Source organism: Halogeometricum rufum (assembly GCF_900112175.1).
GTDB classification, from domain to species: Archaea; Halobacteriota; Halobacteria; order Halobacteriales; family Haloferacaceae; genus Halogeometricum; species Halogeometricum rufum.
Genome location: NZ_FOYT01000001.1, coordinates 1,839,111 through 1,855,780 on the forward strand (window position 1 = coordinate 1,839,111; position 16,670 = coordinate 1,855,780).

12 protein-coding genes are annotated in these 16,670 nt (G+C 68.8%); 5 read left to right on the plus strand and 7 right to left on the minus strand.

Features of this window, described 5'->3' with window-relative positions; all coding sequences use genetic code 11:
- Positions 1-74: 74 nt before the first annotated feature.
- The 3 genes from BM310_RS09450 to BM310_RS09460 are packed head-to-tail and all read right to left on the minus strand — an operon-like array spanning position 75 to position 4,033.
- Complete coding sequence (locus BM310_RS09450; protein ID WP_089806853.1) at positions 75-1,424, minus strand: sulfatase; 1,350 nt, start codon at positions 1,422-1,424, stop codon at positions 75-77.
- On the minus strand, positions 1,421-2,974 hold the full coding sequence (locus BM310_RS09455; RefSeq protein WP_089806855.1) for an alkaline phosphatase family protein: 1,554 nt from the start codon (positions 2,972-2,974) through the stop codon (positions 1,421-1,423). Before BM310_RS09455 ends, BM310_RS09450 begins: the two co-directional genes overlap by 4 nt.
- A 24-nt stretch (positions 2,975-2,998) precedes the next feature.
- Positions 2,999-4,033, minus strand: coding sequence for a glycosyltransferase family 4 protein (locus BM310_RS09460; RefSeq protein WP_089806857.1), 1,035 nt, complete (start codon positions 4,031-4,033; stop codon positions 2,999-3,001).
- 142 nt (positions 4,034-4,175) lie between these two features.
- Here BM310_RS09460 and BM310_RS09465 point away from each other — a divergent pair, with 142 nt between their 5' ends.
- The 3 genes from BM310_RS09465 to BM310_RS09475 all read left to right on the plus strand — a co-directional run bounded on the left by BM310_RS09465 (position 4,176) and on the right by BM310_RS09475 (position 8,218).
- Positions 4,176-5,093 carry an alkaline phosphatase family protein gene (locus BM310_RS09465; RefSeq protein ID WP_089806859.1) on the plus strand — a complete coding sequence of 306 codons (918 nt, stop codon included), beginning with the start codon at positions 4,176-4,178 and terminating at the stop codon, positions 5,091-5,093.
- Positions 5,094-5,180: 87 nt separating this feature from the next.
- Complete coding sequence (locus BM310_RS09470; protein ID WP_089806861.1) at positions 5,181-6,782, plus strand: alkaline phosphatase family protein; 1,602 nt, start codon at positions 5,181-5,183, stop codon at positions 6,780-6,782.
- Complete coding sequence (locus BM310_RS09475) at positions 6,779-8,218, plus strand: oligosaccharide flippase family protein (protein WP_089806863.1); 1,440 nt, start codon at positions 6,779-6,781, stop codon at positions 8,216-8,218. Before BM310_RS09470 ends, BM310_RS09475 begins: the two co-directional genes overlap by 4 nt.
- A gap of 55 nt (positions 8,219-8,273) precedes the next feature.
- On the opposite strand, the gene BM310_RS09480 is transcribed toward BM310_RS09475, so the two are convergent.
- Positions 8,274-9,608: a glycosyltransferase family 87 protein gene (locus BM310_RS09480; RefSeq protein WP_089806865.1), complete on the minus strand. Its 1,335-nt coding sequence runs from the start codon at positions 9,606-9,608 to the stop codon at positions 8,274-8,276.
- A gap of 185 nt (positions 9,609-9,793) precedes the next feature.
- Here BM310_RS09480 and BM310_RS09485 point away from each other — a divergent pair, with 185 nt between their 5' ends.
- A complete protein-coding gene (locus BM310_RS09485) occupies positions 9,794-13,045 on the plus strand; it encodes an oligosaccharyl transferase, archaeosortase A system-associated (protein WP_089806868.1) in 3,252 nt (1,083 codons plus the stop codon).
- A gap of 218 nt (positions 13,046-13,263) precedes the next feature.
- Here BM310_RS09485 and aglM read toward each other — a convergent pair whose 3' ends face one another.
- Complete coding sequence (aglM, locus tag BM310_RS09490; protein WP_089806869.1) at positions 13,264-14,556, minus strand: UDP-glucose 6-dehydrogenase AglM; 1,293 nt, start codon at positions 14,554-14,556, stop codon at positions 13,264-13,266.
- Positions 14,557-14,706: 150 nt separating this feature from the next.
- Between aglM and BM310_RS09495 the strand changes: the two genes are divergently transcribed.
- Complete coding sequence (locus tag BM310_RS09495) at positions 14,707-15,741, plus strand: DUF368 domain-containing protein (RefSeq protein WP_089806871.1); 1,035 nt, start codon at positions 14,707-14,709, stop codon at positions 15,739-15,741.
- A 69-nt stretch (positions 15,742-15,810) separates the two neighbouring features.
- Here the strand turns inward: BM310_RS09495 and BM310_RS20930 are convergent, their stop codons facing one another.
- Together BM310_RS20930 and BM310_RS09500 are read right to left on the minus strand one after the other, a co-directional pair.
- Complete coding sequence (locus BM310_RS20930) at positions 15,811-15,966, minus strand: rubrerythrin-like domain-containing protein (protein WP_143105134.1); 156 nt, start codon at positions 15,964-15,966, stop codon at positions 15,811-15,813.
- A 107-nt stretch (positions 15,967-16,073) separates the two neighbouring features.
- Positions 16,074-16,631 carry a class I SAM-dependent methyltransferase gene (locus BM310_RS09500; RefSeq protein WP_089806873.1) on the minus strand — a complete coding sequence of 186 codons (558 nt, stop codon included), beginning with the start codon at positions 16,629-16,631 and terminating at the stop codon, positions 16,074-16,076.
- Positions 16,632-16,670 lie beyond the last annotated feature (39 nt).

Consider the following 16,670-nt stretch of genomic DNA (forward strand, 5'->3'; position numbering starts at 1 on the left):
CAAATATATGTCGGTTCCGCGGGGGAGGCGTCCGAGCGCGGGCGATGCGCCGCCGGTGACCCCGGGCGCTACTGCTACTCCAGATAGCCGAGTTCCGAGAGTCGGTCTCTGGTCGCGTCGTCGACGTCCATCGTCTCCTCGCCGTACACGCCGGCGTCGACGGAGTCGAGTGCCGCCCGGAGGTCCTCGGGCACGTCCTCGCGCGGGTCTGACTCGCCGGGGTCCGCCGAGAGGTCGAACCAGACCGCCTCGTCGAGGCCGGGGACGACCACGAGTTTCGCGTCGTCCACCCAGACGGCGCGCTGGTCGTAGCCGTACGCCGTCTCCTCGCAGAGGACCGGCCGGGACGGGTCCGGAGCGCCGAGTTCGGCCCCCGTCGTCGCCGGCGCGTCCGCCACGTCGAGGGCGTCGAGGACCGTCGGAACCACGTCCACCAGCGAGACGCGTTCGTCGGACGTTCCGGACGGCAGGGTCGGCGCGTCGACCCACAGGGGCACGCGGGCGACTTCTTCGAGGACGCTGTGTCCGTGGTCGGTGGCGTAGAACCCGCGCGGGTCGTCGTTGAGGCGGCGTTCCAGCGACGGATGCTCCCAGAACGCCTCGCCGTGGTCGCCGCAGACGACGACCACGGTGTCGTCGGGGACGGCGTCGAGGAGGCGCGCCAGTTCGTCGTCGGCCCCGCGGACCGACGCGTCGTACGCGCGCCGTCGCGCGTCGGCGTACGCCTCGAACCCCTCGCCCGACGCCTCCTCGCGGAAGCGCCAGTCTTCGAGGCCCTCGACGTCCGGCACGTCGAACGTCTCGCGGTGGTCCGCGGGCACGTCGAGGGGCGCGTGCGGGTCGCCGAGGTGGAGGTGGAGGAACCACCGGTCCCGGCCGTCCACCCAGTCGAGCGCTCTCGACACCTGGTCGGCGGCCGGCGTGTAGCGCATGTCGACCGTCTGGAAGCGGTCGCCCGTCGCCTTCGCCGCCATCGGAATCGCGGTCAGCATCGCCGTGTCGTAGCCGGCCGATTCGAGGAGTTCCGGAATCGTCGGCACCGACGCGGTGGGTCGCGCGGGGAACTGCTCTGACGAGAGGTCCCGGTACTCCGTCTCGAACCGGCCGCCGTGTTCGTGCGGGTAGCGACCCGACAGCAACGACGGGACCGAGGGGAACGTCCACGGACTCGGCGCGACGGCGTGCGAGAACGCCGCGCCGTCGAACGCGTCCAGCGTCGGCGTCGTCGACCGGTCGTGTCCGAACGCCGAGACGTGGTCCGCGCGGAGGCAGTCGACGACGACGAACAGCACGTTCCGCGGGTCCCCGACCGTCGCGTCGTACGAGACGTCCCTGTCCCGGCGTTCCAGCCAGTGTTTGACCTTGTGGCGCGTGTTGACGAACGCGTTGTTCAGGCGGGGGAAGCGCTGCAGCGGGTTGCTCATTCGACGTACCCCAGGCTCTTCAGCGTCTCCTCGACGTCTCGCTGGTCGGCCCGGTTGTCGCCGGTGCCGACGGCCGTCGCCGGTCCGGTCTCGACCGCGCGGTCGGCGGCGTCGCCCGCCAGCACGGCGTCCACCACGTCGCCGTCGACGTCCGCGGGAACGGGGGCACCGAGGTAGTGCAGAACCGTCGGCGCGAGGTCGTACAGCGTCAGGTCCACGGCGTCGTCGGCCGTCGCCACGTCCTCGCCCCACGCGGCGAACACGCCGGTGCGCCGGTGGGTCGCCAGCCACTCCAACCGCTCGCCGAACACCTCGCCGCCGAGCGATTCGGGCGCGTCCACGCCGGTGGTGTACTCGACGACGAGGTCCGGCGACCGCGCCATCTCGCCGGTGTAGACGTCCGCGGGGCGGTGGACCGCGGCGGCGACCGGTCGGCCGTCGGGCGTCTCCAGCGACTCGATGGCCCCCGCGAGTTCGGAGAGGTACTCCTCCTTGGCCGCCGCGGTGTCGAACGCGCGGTCGTTGACGTAGACGGGACCGCGGCCGAGCGAGATGGCCTTCGTCTCGTCCCAGTCGATGGGGGCGTCCTGGACGGAGACGCGGCCGCTCTCGCTGGGGAACAGTCGCTGCACCGACTCCGGCACCAGCGCCTGCGCGAGGTTGACGAGTCCGAGGCGGCCGACGAGCGACTTCAGGCGTTCCTCCGTGAGTCCGACGCTCGCGAGTGCGCCGCGCTTGGAGTCCTCGCCGACGACGAGTTCGCCCCGGTCGGCCAGCCACTGGTTGACGAGGAACGTCTCGTCTATCTCGACGAAGCCGTGATCGCTCATGAGGAAGACGGCCTCGGTGTCGTCTCGGTCGAGGAGTTCGCCGAGTCTGTCGTCGATACGTTCGTACAGGCGGCGCACGTCGTCGGGACGGTCCCAGAGGCGGTGCTGGACCGTGTCGGTGACGAAGACGGTGGTGTGGACGAGTTCGCAGTCCTTCTCGGTCGCCAGCCACTCGGCCGCGTCGAACCGCTGGTCGGCCAGCGTCCGCGCCTCGGCTATCAACTCGTCGGGGTCGGCCTCGCTCAGGACGAGGTCGGGTTTCGTCCGGTAGTTCGGCACCGCGTCGAGCAGTTCCGACTTCAGCGACGACGGCGCGGTGAACTCGCCGCGCTCGGAGGCGGGACTGCCGGCGACGGTCAACACGCCCTCGGCCGTCCGCGGCGGGTGCGTGGTCGGCATGTTGACGGTGGCCGCCCGCCGGTCCGCGGCGGCGAGGACGTCCCAGTACTCGCGCGACCGGAAGTCCGAGGAGTCGTTCGTCGTTATCTCGCAGTCGTCGCGCTCGAACGCGAACCACTCGTACACGCCGAGTTTGCCGGGGGTCTTGCCGGTCGAGTAGCACTTCCACGCGGGAAAAGTGATGGGCGGGAGCGTGCTCTCCAGGTCGCCGACGACGCCCTCGGCGGTCAACCGTTCGAACGCCGGGAGGTGCCCGTCGTCCATCCAGCGTCGGAGGAGTGACCAGTCGGCACCGTCGAGGCCGACGACGTAGACGGTCATACTGGGTCACTCGGCGCTGTGGCCTTAAAGTGCTTCGAGTACGCGGCGGAACGCCTCGGCGAACGCGGCCCTCCGGGAGTCGGCGTCGAACGTCGACCCGCGTTCGCGGGCGCGGTCCGACAGTCGCCGCCGTTCTGCGGGCGCGCGGTCGAAGTACGTGGCGACGCCCTCGGCGATGGACGCCGGCGTGGGCGAGACGACCAAGGAGGGGTCGATGCGGCGCGCCTCCGACCGGGTGCCGGTCGTGTCGGTGACGACGGGCGGGAGGCCGGCGCGCATCGCCTCGAGGACGCTCACGGGGAACGTGTCCATCCGGGACGGTTGGACGTAGACGGACGCCGGCGCGAGGGCGTCCGAGAGGTCCTCGACGTAGCCGCGGACGGTGACGCCCTCGGTCCGTTCGTACGACTCGGGGTGGCCGCCGCCGACGACGTGGAGTTCGGCCTCGGGGTGTCGCTCCCGGACCCGCGGCCACGCCTCGACGAGCAGGTCCACGCCCTTGTACCGACTCGGCCGGCCGACGGTGACCGCCACTTTGTCGTCCAGCGCGGGCGAGACCCCGCCCAGCGCGTCGTACACGTCCGGTTGGACGTACGGGTGCGCGACTTCGATGGGGGCGTCGTCGCCGACGACGGGACGGGTGAAGTCGGCGGCGAACTCGGAGACGGCGACGACGCCGTCGACGTAGCGGTGCCCGACGGCCCGAATCGCCGGCGTCCCGAACCGGCCGACCAGCGACTTCAGCCCCGAACTCCCCTCGAAGTCGTCGCGGCCGAGGCTGTACAGCCCGTGGTCCGCACAGAGGTAGACGAGGCGCGACCCGCGGACGACGCGGTTGACGAGGGCGGCGTAGAGCGGTCGAGAGCCCTCGACGAGGTAGACGTCGTAGGCGGGCGCGCGGAGGCCGTTCACCACGTCCGCCGGGACGCCGTCGCCGACCCAGTCGGGCGCGAACCCCCGGAAGTCGACGAGGTCGGCGCCGACGGCCTCGGCGAATCCCGCGTGGGCCGGGTGCGGGTCCTGATACAGCATCGCGACGCGGGCGGAGTCGAGGTCCATCGTCGGGAACCGTCTCGCACGGGGAGCAAAAGTGAACCGGAGTGTCCCGCCCGCGACGCGGCGTCGCCCAGCGCCCGTCGCCGCGTCCGGTTCGGCTATCGACAGGTATATCTCCGTCGTGCGGGGTACTCCCCACCGAGAGATGAGCCTCGGGAACTGGCTGGACCGCGCGGAGATGCAGGTAGACCAGTACGGCCCGGTCGCGGGGTCGAAGGCGGCCCTCGGGTCGCTGGTGTCGGGGGTCTCGCACCGACTCAGCGGGCTGTACCCGCGCGGCGGGACGAACGTCTACGACGACGAGTGGGACCTCCTCCTGGTCCTCGACGCCTGCCGCGTGGACGCCCTGGAGGCCGTCGCGCCCGAGTACGACTTCGTCCCGAACGCGGTCCCCAGCATCCGGTCGGTCGCCCCCAACTCCCACCTCTGGATGGAGCGGACGTTCGCGGCGCGGCCCGAGGCGGTGGCCGACACGACGTACGTCACCGCCAACGGCCACGTCGAGGACTTCGACGGCGACCAGTTCGCCCGGTTGGAGAAGGTGTACGAGCACGGCTTCGACCGGGAGTTGGAGACGATTCCGCCGCGAGCGGTGACGGACGCGACGGTTTCGGCGCTCCGGTCGGACGCGACGCCCCGAACCATCGCCCACTACATGCAGCCGCACACTCCCTATCGCTCGCTCGGACTGGACGGCCTCGGCGGCGGCGACGACAAGGCGTTCCGCGAGACGGTGTGGGACTGGATTCTCGCCGGGAAACTCTCCCGAGACGAGGCGTGGGAGCACTACCTCGACAACCTCCGGTGGGTGCTGGACGACGTGGAACTCCTCCTCCGGAGCGTCGACGCCGACCGGGTGGTCGTCACCGCGGACCACGGCGAGGCGTACGGCGAGTGGGGCGCGTACGGCCACTCGGCGACGGGCGAGTTCGACGGACTCAGGCGGGTTCCGTGGGTTGTGACCGACGCCACCGACGACGGCGAGTACGAACCCACGGCCGCCGAGTCCGACGACGAACAGGTCGACGTGGACGAACAGCTGAAGTACCTCGGCTACGTCTGAGCGGCCGGTTTCGGCTTCACCTCCGGACTCTGACTCGCTCGCACCGAGACCCGGTCCGTTTTTATGCTGACTGTCGAATGAGTCGCCATGCGCGCGCTACTGGTCGGACTGGACGCGGCGTGCCTCCCCGTCCTCGAACCGCTGTTCGAGGCGGACGCCGTGCCGACGCTTCAGTCGTTGTTCGACGACGGCGTCGCCGGTCCGTTAGAATCGCAGATTCCGCCGTGGACGGCGAGCGCCTGGCCCTCGATGTACACCGGGAAGAACCCGGGGAAACACGGCGTCTTCGACTTCCTCTCGTTCGACGGCTACGACTGGGACATCGTCAACGGGACGGACCTGAAGGCCCGGACCGTCTGGGACTACCTCCACGAGGCGGGCCTGACGAGCGTCGTCGTGAACGCACCCGTCACCGACCCCCCACGTGACATCGACGGCGCGGTGGTTCCCGGCTACCTCGCCCACAACGACCCGCGGTGTCACCCCGAGGGACTGCTGGACGAACTCCGCGAGGAACTCGGCGGCTATCAGGTGTACGCGAACCGCGAGACGGACGAGACGGTGGACGACGCGGCGAAGTTCCGCGAGTACGTCCGCTTGACCGAGTCGCGCGGCGAGGCGTTCAGGTACCTCGCCGACCGGTTCGACCCCGACTTCGGCTTCGTCCAGTTTCAGAAGACCGACGCCGTCTTCCACGACTTCCCCGGCGACTTAGAGAAGGTCCGGGAGATATACGAGACGGTCGACGCCGAACTCGAACGGATACTCGACGAGTTCGACCCCGACAACGTCGTCGTCGCCTCCGACCACGGCATGGGCGAGTACGACGGGTACGAGGTCCGCGTGAACGAACTACTCCGCCGCGGGGAGTACACCGAGACGACGACGGACGGCCACGGCGTCCCCTCGTGGTTCCAGATAAAGGACGAACAGTTGGTCGAGGACGACACGGACGGCGAGTCCGACCGCCTCCAGCGACTCGCCCGGGCCGCCGGGAAGGCCGGGCTGACGTACCAGCGCGGGAAGGCGATTCTCGAACGTCTCGGGCTCGCCGAGTTCGTCGGCCGACACGTCCCCGTCAGCGCCGTCTTCGCCGCCAGCGAGACGGTCGACTTCGCCGAGTCGGTGGCGTACCTCCGCTCGTCCTCGGAACTCGGCGTCCGACTCAACGTCGCGGGCCGCGACCCCGACGGGAAGATTCCGCCCGCGGAGTACGAGTCGGTCAGGTCCGACCTCGTCGAGTTCCTGTCGGCGCAGGAGACGCCCGACGGCGACCCCGTCTTCGAGGACGTCGTCCCCCGCGAGGAGTACATCCACGGTCCCTTCGCGGACGACGCGGTGGACGTGCTCTGCGTGCCCGCGGACTTCGAGCACTCGCTGTCGATGATCGTCGACGAACCGTTCGTCGCACCGGAACCGTGGAACCACAAGCTGGAGGGGGTCGTCGCCCTCCGCGGCGACGACGTCGATTCGGCGGCGTCGCTCGACGGCGCGCACCTGTTCGACGTGGCCCCGACGCTGCTCTCGCTGTTCGGCGTCGCGCCCGCGACGGACATGGACGGCGAGTCGCTCGGTCCCGTGACCGCGGTGCCGCCCGAGTCGTACGACGAGTTCGAGCCGCGGACGCGCGTCCGGACGGACGACGACGACGTGACGGAGCGGCTGGCCGACCTGGGATACCTCGAATGAGCCGGGACACGGCGTCGTTGAGTCTGGGTCGCGAGGCGCTCATCGGCTTCGTCGCGAAGATACTCCTCGCGGGGATGGGGTTCGCCGGCATCGTCGTCTACTACCGGTTCCTCGGCCCCGAGACGCTCGGCATCTACTACACCGTCCTCGCGGCGGCGAACGTCGTCGCCCAACTCGTCGGCGGGTTCGCGTCGGCACTGCAGAAGCGCGTGAGCGAGAAGCAGACCGACCTCGCCGAGTACATCGGCGTCGGCTTCGTCGTCTACGTCACCGTCGTCGGCGCGGGCGGCGTCCTCGCCTACGCCCTCGAGTCCTCCCTCTCGAACTTCTTCCTCTCCAGTCGCCACCTCTGGGGCGGCGTCGGCATCTTCGCCAGCCTCAGCCTGTTCACGGTGACGAACCGCATCTACTCGGGCGTCGGCAAGCCCGGGCTGGCGGTCTGGACCGACGCCGCGCGGAGCGTCCTCACCCTCGCGCTGCAGGTCGGCCTGCTCCTCGTCGGATTCCGCGAGTTCGGCCTCATCTACGGCTACGTCGGGGCGACGCTGGTCTGCGCGCTGGGCGTCCTCGTCCTCATCGGCGTGCGGCCGGTGATACCGTCGAGACGAGCGCTCGCGCGCACGTGGGAGTTCGCCAAGTGGAGCGTCCCCTCCGGCTTCGCGAGCAACCTGTACGGCCGCATCGACGTGCTCATCCTCGCGAGCCTCGTCGGCAGCACGGCCGTCGGGCTGTACGAACCCGCCCACCGACTCACGGTGCCGGCGACGTTCGTCGCCACCAGCGTGGGCGTCTCGCTCACGGTGAAGGCGAGCGGTCTCAGTTCCATCGGCGAGAGCGTCGAACACGACCTGCGCAACGCCGTCTCCTACACGATTCTCCTGGCGGCCCCGCTGTTCTTCGGTGCCCTCGCCATGCCGGAGGCGCTGATGCGGACCATCTACGGCCCGTCCGCGACGGCCGGCGCGATGGCGCTCGTCGGCCTCGCGCTGTTTCAGGTGTTCAACTCGTTCCAGCTCCCGTTCGACAAACTCGTCTCGGGCATCGACCGACCCGAGATAAATCTGGGCGTCAGCGTCGTCACCATCAGCATCGACGTCGTGTTGGCCGTCTTCCTCGCGCGGGCGTACGGGCTGGAGGGCGTCGTCGCCGCCACGATTCTCTCCGAAGTCGTCCGGGTCGTCATCTTCCAGGGCATCCTCTACCGCATGTTCGGCTCGTTCGTGCTGACGCGGCCGGTGATAGAGCAGCTAGCCAGCGCGGTCGTGATGTTCCTCGCCGTCGAGGGCGTCCTCCTCGCGTTCTCCATCCGGAGCGTGCTCGACCTGTTGCTGGTCGTCGGGCTGGGCGGCGTCGTCTACTTCGGCTGCCTGCTGGCCGTCAGCCCGCACTTCAGACTCACGCTCGACAACGTGCTGGGCGACTTCGTCCCGAACTGACGGCCCCGTCGCCGCCCTCGCCGTCCGTCCGTTTCAGGTCGCCGTCGCACCCCTCTCAGGTCGCCGTCGCGCGCTCCGAAGCGAGCCACAGACTGAGCAGGTAGAGCAATCCGACGGCGTACACCGCGGGCTGGAGGAGTTTCAACAGCGGTTCGCCGTCGAGCATCCCGGCGAGGTTCGGGTGTCCGTTGCCCACCAGCACCTCCATCGCGTAGGTGTGGGCGTGCGCGAGGAGGAACGACAGACCGAGGAGGGCGAACGGCCACCCGTCGGCCCGGTAGCAGTGGACGCCGAGGACGACGAACGCCGCGAGGGCGAGTCCGAGGTCGATGAGCGTCGTGCTCTGCAGGAGAGTGAACAGCATGACGATGGAGAGCGCGAAGAGAGGCACGTCGTAGTCGGACCGGCCACGGACGTAGCGGGCCCACACCCACGCGATGGGGAGGACCGAGAGGAGTCGAGGTACTATCGCGACCCCGCCGAGGAACGGGAACGGCCGAATCGCCTCGACGCTCCACTCGGTGATGGGTTCGAGTCCGCCGGACTCCGCGAGTGCCTCCGAGGCGACGATGGCGTAGTAGTGCGCCGTCGTCTCGACGCCGAACGCGAAGACGGAGAGGGCGTTCGCGGCGGCGAAGGCGGCGAGGAAGCCGACCACGCCGCGCCAGCGACGGTCCGCGGGGGAGATGAAGACGGCCAGCGGCGACATCCAGTACGGCTTCAGAATGGTCGGGACGACGAGGGCCGCACCGCCCAGTCCGTCGTCCGACCGGCGATACGCCCACCACGCGACGGCGGTGCAGAGGTACGCGAACGGCGTCACCTGCCCGACTTTGAAGTTCGCCACCATCGGCGCGAACCCGACGGACGCAGCCGAGAGCCCGAGTAGCGCCCGCCGAGAGAGGTCGAATCCCACGCTGGAACTCTCGGCGTCGAGCAGGAGGTACGTCCCGCCGGCCGTCGCGAGGAGCGAGAGGCCGAACAGCAGGTACTTGAACGCGACGTAGCCGAACAGCGAGATGGCGGCGAAGAAGTAGTAGGTGACCGGGAGGTAGTGGTACTCCTGGACGTTGTCCGGTTGCCACGTGTTGTAGAGGGGCCCACCGCTCCAGACGCGCACGACCATGTTGTAGAACGCGTCGGCGTCCGTCGGACTCTCGATGGCGAACCGGTAGTCGGCGTCGGACGGGACGACGATGTCGCCGTCGGGTCGCGTCTCGGTGTCCGTGTACTCGATGTCGCCCCGTTCGGTCGACTTCAGCACGCCCGCGCCCGCCAGCGCGCCGACGAGGACGACGTTCGCGACGCAGGCGAGGACGCAGAGCCAGAGGACGGTTCGACGAGACGGGAGAGCGGGCGAGAGGGCACTCTCGTACCACGACTGAGTCATTCGATTACTGTCTGGATTCGACAAGGCCTACATAAGCGTGCTGAAAGGAGAAGCTGCGTCCGGAGGCGTCTCGGCGTCACGAACGCGAGACGGCGCTGGGTTCGAGGGACTCGGCGCCTCGGCCGTTCTGTGGCGATTGGCAGTCATCATAAGGCTTATGCGCGTTTTGCTCTCTCGTCAAAGCGATGAGCGTAGACAACGAGCGTCGCGAGGACTACGACACGCCATCGGTCCTCGAGCGCTTCGAAGACTGGTACCACGTCCCCGCCCTGCTCGTGGTGATGGTCGCCATGTTGGCCATCCGCCTCCAGTCGTACAGTCGATTTATCAGAGACGGAGAGGTGTTCTTCTCCGGAAACGACGCGTGGTATCACCTCCGCGAGGTGAACTACACCGTCAGGCATTGGCCGTTCACGATACCGTTCGACCCGTGGACGAACTTCCCGTACGGCACGAGCGTCGGTCAGTTCGGGACGCTCTACGACCAACTCGTCGCGACGGCCGCCCTCGTCGTCGGACTGGGCTCGCCGAGTCAAGAACTCGTCGCGAAGACGCTCTTGGTGGCACCCGCCGTGTTCGGCGCGCTGACGGCCATCCCGGCGTACGTCATCGGTAAACGCCTCGCCGGTCGGCTCCCGGGGCTGTTCGCCGCGATTCTCCTCGGCCTCCTGCCGGGGATGTTCCTCCAGCGAACGCTCGTCGGCGTCTCCGACCACAACGGCGTGGAGCCGTTCTTCCAGGCGCTGGCAATCGCCGGACTGCTCGTCGCATTCGCCGTCGCGGAGCGCGAGATGCCCATCTGGGAGATCGTCGCCGAACGCGACTTCGACGCCGTCCGGTCCTCGACGAAGTGGGCCGCCCTCGCCGGCGTCGCGACGGCGCTCTACATGTGGGTGTGGCCGCCGGGCGTCCTCCTCGTCGCCATCGTCGGGGCGTTCGTCCTCGTGAAGATGGCCAGCGACGTTGCGAACGGCAAGAGCCCCGAGCCGACGGCGTACGCCGCCGCCGTCTCGATGGGCGTCGCCGCCCTCCTGATGGTCGTCCAGATAGACGAGTTCGGCTTCTCCGCGACCAGTTTCTCGCTCGTCCAACCGTTCCTCGCGGTGGCCGTCGGCGCCGGTGCCGTCTTCCTCGCGTGGCTCGCGCGGCAGTTCGAGTCCCGCGACGTGGACACGAACCTCTACCCGGCCGCCGTCTTCGGACTGGTCCTCGTGGGACTCGGTCTCGTCTCCGTCGTCCTCCCGAGCGTGTGGGGACTCATCGTCGGTAACTTCTTCCGCATCCTCGGGTTCAGCGCGAACGCCGCGACGCGGACCATCGGCGAGGCGCAACCGTACCTCTCGCCGAGCACGCTCAACCGCCTCCAACTGACCGCCGTGAACCGCATCGTCTCCGACTACGGCTTCACGTTCTTCACCGCCGTCGTGGCGGTCATCTGGATGCTGTCGAAGCCGCTCGTCGCGCGGGGCGAGTCCCGCGACTACGGCTACGTCGTCGGCGGTCTCCTCGTCGTCGGTCTCATCTTCCTCGTCCCCGCCGTCCCGAACGGCCTCGGGAACCTCGTCGGCGTGGACGGACAGCTCGTCGGGCTCGCGCTGGTGAGCGCCATCATCGTCGGCGCCACGCTCCTCGTCGAGCAGGACACCGAACACCTGCTCGTCGTCGTCTGGGCCGTCTTCATGACCTCCGCGGCGTTCACCCAGCTTCGGTTCCACTACTACCTCGCCGTCATCGTCGTCGTGATGAACGCGTACCTCCTCGGCGAGGTGCTCTCGTTCCTCGACGTCCGCGCGACGGTCGACTCCGTCACGAACCTCGAACTCTATCAGGTCGTCTCGCTCGTGATGGTCGTCCTCCTCATCGCCGCCCCCGTCCTCCTCGTCCCGCTCAACGTGCGGAACACCGGGACGCCGGCCGTCGACAAGACGAACACCGCCTGGGAGGCGGGCAACTCGAACAACCCGGGCGACGTGCTCAACTGGGAGTCGTCGCTCGAGTGGGCGCAGACGAACACGCCGAGCGAAGGCACGTTCGGCGGCGCCGACAACGAGATGGCGTACTACGGCACCTACGAGGAGACGGACGACTTCCAGTATCCCGAGGGTGCCTACGGCGTCCTCTCGTGGTGGGACTACGGCCACTGGATAACCGTCGAGGGCCACCGCATCCCGAACGCCAACCCGTTCCAGCAGGGCGCGACGGAGGCGGCGAACTTCCTCCTCGCGCCGAACGAGACGCAGGCGCGCGACGTGCTCTCGTCGATGAGCACCGAGGGCAACGAGACGCGCTACGTGATGGTAGACTGGAAGATGGCCACGCCCGGCTCGAAGTTCGGCGCGCCGGCCGTCTTCTACGACGCGCAGGAGAACTTCTCCTCGGACGCGTTCTACGAACAGCGCATCTACCGCATCAACAGCAACGGGGAGTACTCGGGAGAGAACTTCCTCCTGCGCGACCAGCGGTTCTACGACAGCATGATGACGCGGCTCTACTACAACCACGGCAGCGCCCAGGAGCCCTCGCCGGTCGTCGTGGACTGGGAGCCCCGCACGGTTCAGACCTCGCGAGGGGCCGTCAGCGTCCCCGGTAACCCCGCCGGGAACGCCACGCTCGTCCGCTCGTTCGAGAACATGAGCGCGGCCGAGCAGTTCGTCGAAGAGGACGGCAGCGCGCAGGTCGGCGGCATCGCCGGCTTCCCCGAGGAACGCGTGCCGGCGCTCGAACACTACCGGCTGGTGAAGGCGAGCAACGCCACCGCCACCCAGTCGAACGACTACCTGCGACTCGTCTACGGCGACGCGCGCGCCGCGCAGGTCAACCCGCAGGCGCTACTGCCGAGCAACACCGCGTGGGTGAAGAGCTTCGAACGCGTGCCCGGCGCGACGGTGCAGGGAAGCGGCGCGCCCGCGAACAGCACGGTCACCGCGAGCGTGGAGATGCGGGTGCCCACCTCCAACAGCACGTTCACCTACACGCAACAGGCACAGGCGAACGAGGACGGCGAGTTCGCGATGACGCTCCCGTACTCGACGACGGGCTACGACGAGTACGGACCCGACAACGGCTACACGAACGTCAGCGTCCGCGCGACCGGTCCGTACACCCTCTCGACGGGTGCGAGCATCAACGATAGCGGCTACATCGTCAACCACCGCTCGAACCTCTCCGTCGCCGAGGGCGACGTCAACGGTGCGCAGGACGGCGACCTCTCGGTCGAACTGGAGCGCACCTCCCAGCGGCTCGAACTGAACACGGGCGGTTCCTCGGACTCGGGTAGCTCCGACGGGTCGAGTTCCTCCGACGCCGGCGGGTCCGACTCGTCCGGTTCCTCGGACTCCTCGGACACCTCCGACTCCGGCGGGTCGTCCGGTGACGACGACACGTCCTCGTCGCTCGCGGCACCCGAATCGGCGTTCGCCGCCGAACCCGCGGCGTAGGCACCGCGGCCCGATTTCGGCCGCTCTCTCCCGTTTCGTCCGTTCTCTCTGATTTCTGTCGTGCGCTCCGATTCCGTCCGTTCTCTCTGATTTCGCCCCTCTCGCCGCCCGTTTCCGCGACACGCACGTTCGACTCGGCAGAGCGGCGTCGCTGTCGGGGTCGGAGCGACGCCGGAGGACGAAGCGGAGAACGGAGAGCGGAGCGTCGGCGGTCCCGGTCAGACGAGCGACTCGTAGACGATGCCGTCGCGGCGCGTGACGATGCGGCGGCCGTCGACGACGACGGGGTCGGCCATCGCGTCGAACTCGTCGTCGAGGGCGGCGAACTCGTCCCAGTCGGTGACGACGAGGGCGGCGTCCGCGCCGGCGAGGGCGTCGGCCGCCGAGTCGGCGTAGTCGATGTCGGGGAACTTCTCGCGGAAGTTCGCCGTCGCGACGGGGTCGTAGCCGACGACGTCGGCCCCGGCGTCGCGGAGGGCGTCGACGAGGGGGATGGCGCGCGAGTTGCGCACGTCGTCGGTCCCGGGTTTGAACGCCAGTCCGAGGACGGCGACGCGCGCGCCGTCGGGGTCGACGCGTTCGCGGAGGATGTCGAGCATGCGGACGGGCTGGCGGTCGTTCACCTCGACGGCGGCTTCGAGCATCGCCGGGTCGTAGCCCGCGTCGCGGGCGGCGGCGACGATGGCCGCCACGTCCTTCGGGAAGCAACTGCCGCCCCACCCGACGCCCGCGGCGAGGAACTCCGCGCCGATGCGGGAGTCGAGACCGATGGCGTCGAGCACCTCGTAGGAGTCGACGCCGTACTCCTTGCAGACGTTGGCGAGGTCGTTGGCGAGCGAAATCTTCGCCGCGAGGAAGGCGTTGTTCGCGTACTTTATCATCTCCGCCTCGCGGATGCCCGTCTCCACGAGTGCGGCCTCGGGCGCGCGTTCGAGGAGGGGGTCGAATATCTCTCGGAGCGTCTCGGCCCCCCGGTCGGTCCGGGAACCGAGGACCACCTTGTCGGGGTCGAGGAAGTCGTCGACGGCGCTGCCCTCCCGCAGGAACTCGGGATTCATCCCCACGTCGAACCCTTCGCCTTCGGTCTTGCCGGAGTGCTCCTCGAGGAGGGGCGCGATGACCTCCTCGGTCGTCGTCGGAATCACCGTGCTCTTGGTGACGACGAGGTGGGAGCCGTCCTTCTCCGCGAGCGTCGCGCCCAGCGACTTCGTGGCCGCCTCCATCACCGAGAGGTCGATGTGGCCGTCGTCGTCGGAGGGCGTCGAGAGGGCGAGAAACGTCGCGTCCGTGTCGAGGACGGCGTCGTAGTCGGTGGTCGCGCGGAGTCGGTCCCCGGCGTGCCGTTCGACGAGTTCGTCCAGACCGGGTTCGTGGATGGGCGACTGCCCGGCGTTCAGCGTCGCGACGACGTCCTCGTCGATGTCGACGTTGACCACGTCGTGGCCCAGGTCGGCGAAGCACGCGGCGATGGTCGTGCCGACGTACCCACTCCCGATGATGCTGAGCTTCATTGTCAGCTATCACTCGTCGTGAGCGTTTGAACGTTCGCCCCAGTCTCGGAAGCTGACACCGGACGCGGCCGACTCCCAGCGACGCCAGCCGAGTCGCACGCACTCGCGCGGAGCGAAACACGGGAGTACCCTGACGACGAACGACCCTCCATGTCGAAGCCCTCGGACGACGCTCGCGGGCAACTCACCGCCTCGTGGGTCGTCGTCTTCCTCAAAGGCATCTGTATGGGCGCCGCCGACGCCGTCCCCGGCGTCTCCGGCGGCACCATCGCCTTGGTGACCGGAATCTACGAACGACTCATCGCGGCCGTCACGGCCGTCTCCCCCGGTCGAATCGTGGACGTGCTTCGCGGCGTCACCCCCGGCGGCCGCGCGGAGGCCGTCGCGGCCCTGAAGGAGATGGACGTCGGGTTCCTCGTCGCCCTCGGCGGCGGTATCGCCGTCGCCGTCGTCAGCATCACCCGCGTCGTCCACGTCGGCATCACCTCCTATCCGGTGCCGACGTTCGGCTTCTTCTTCGGCCTCATCGCCGCCTCCGCGTGGGTGCTGTTCTCGGAAGTCGAAGTCGACACGCCGTCCCGAATCGTCGCCGCCGTCGCCGGCTTCGCCTTCGCGTTCGTCGTCTCCGGGCAGGCCGCCGCGTCGTTCGGGACGGGTCTCCCCGTCACCGTCCTCGCCGGCGCTATCGCCGTCAGCGCGATGATTCTCCCCGGCATCTCGGGGTCGCTGTTGCTCATCCTCCTCGGGCAGTACGAACACATGACCGGCGCGCTGAAGTCGTTCGTCGACGGCGTCCTCGGACTGGTCGTCGGCGGGTCGTTCGCGCCCGTCGCGGAGAACGGCGTCGTCGTCGTCGCGTTCATGCTCGGCGCCGTCGTCGGTCTGCTCACTGTCGCGCACGCCGTCCGCTGGGCGCTGGAGCACTACCGCGAACCGACGCTGGCGTTCCTCGTCGCACTCATCGTCGGCGCGCTCCGCGCGCCCATCGCCAAGACGGGCGAGCAACTGGCGGAACTCGGCCGCGTCTGGACGACGGAGGCGTACGGCGTCTTCGCCGCGACGGCCGTCGTCGGCGCAGTCGTCGTCCTCCTCGTGGACCGCTACGCGGGACTCGCGGAGATAGACGACGAACGGATCGAGGAGGAGACGGGCGACGAGGCGGCGACGAGCGGCGGCCTCGACTGAGCGAGAGTCCCGAGTCGCGGGCGGTTACGGGCGATACGACCGGCTGTTCGACCGAGCGAACCCTTCGGGTTACTCCCGCGGAACCGAGAGGTTGAAGACGGCGTCGCTCCCGCACTCCTCGCACGTCGTCACCGACGTGCCGGAGACGCGCGCCCCGCAGTCGCGACACTCGTAGTAACCCTCGGTCGTCCGATAGGGGTCCACTTCCGCGTGGTTCATGACCATGTTAGTAGTTGTCACACTACGTCGGATAAGCGTTGCCCTCATACAACTATATTCGATATTCACACCTAGATTGTCCTAGTACGGGGAGGTAATTCCGGACGTTCGTCCTATCTTTTCCGCGCGACGCAGACGAACGTCTCTCTGCGGTTCGTCGCCTCGGTCACGTCGAACCCGTGGGTCTCGAACGCGGAGACGGCGTCGCCCAGACCGAACCGTTCGTCCGTCGGCGGGCCGTCTTCCCCCGTCCCGGTCTTCGACCAGTCGACGGTGACGACGCGGCCGCCGGGTCGAACCACGCGGGCGAGTTCGTCGAACGCCGCCTCGGTGGCGTACTCGTGGTATACCATCGTCGAGAACGCGGCGTCGAGTTCGTCGTCCTCGAACGGCAGCGACGACACGTCGGCGGTGACGAACTCCACGCTGTCGGGCGCGCCCTTCTCGCGGTAGAACTCGTGCATCTCCGACTGCACGTCCACGGCGTAGCACGTCCCCACGTGCGGCGCCACGTCGTCGGTGTAGAACCCCGTCCCGCTTCCCAGGTCGGCGACGACGGCGTCCGCGTGCGGGCCCAGACGCGAGAGCAGTTCCTCGCGCGAGCAGAACCGGTAGCGCCCCTCGTCGTCGAGTTGCTCCGCGCGGTCCACGTCGAACGTGTGAAAGCCCATACGAACCGTTCCCCACGAGCCGACCTAAATCTGCGGACC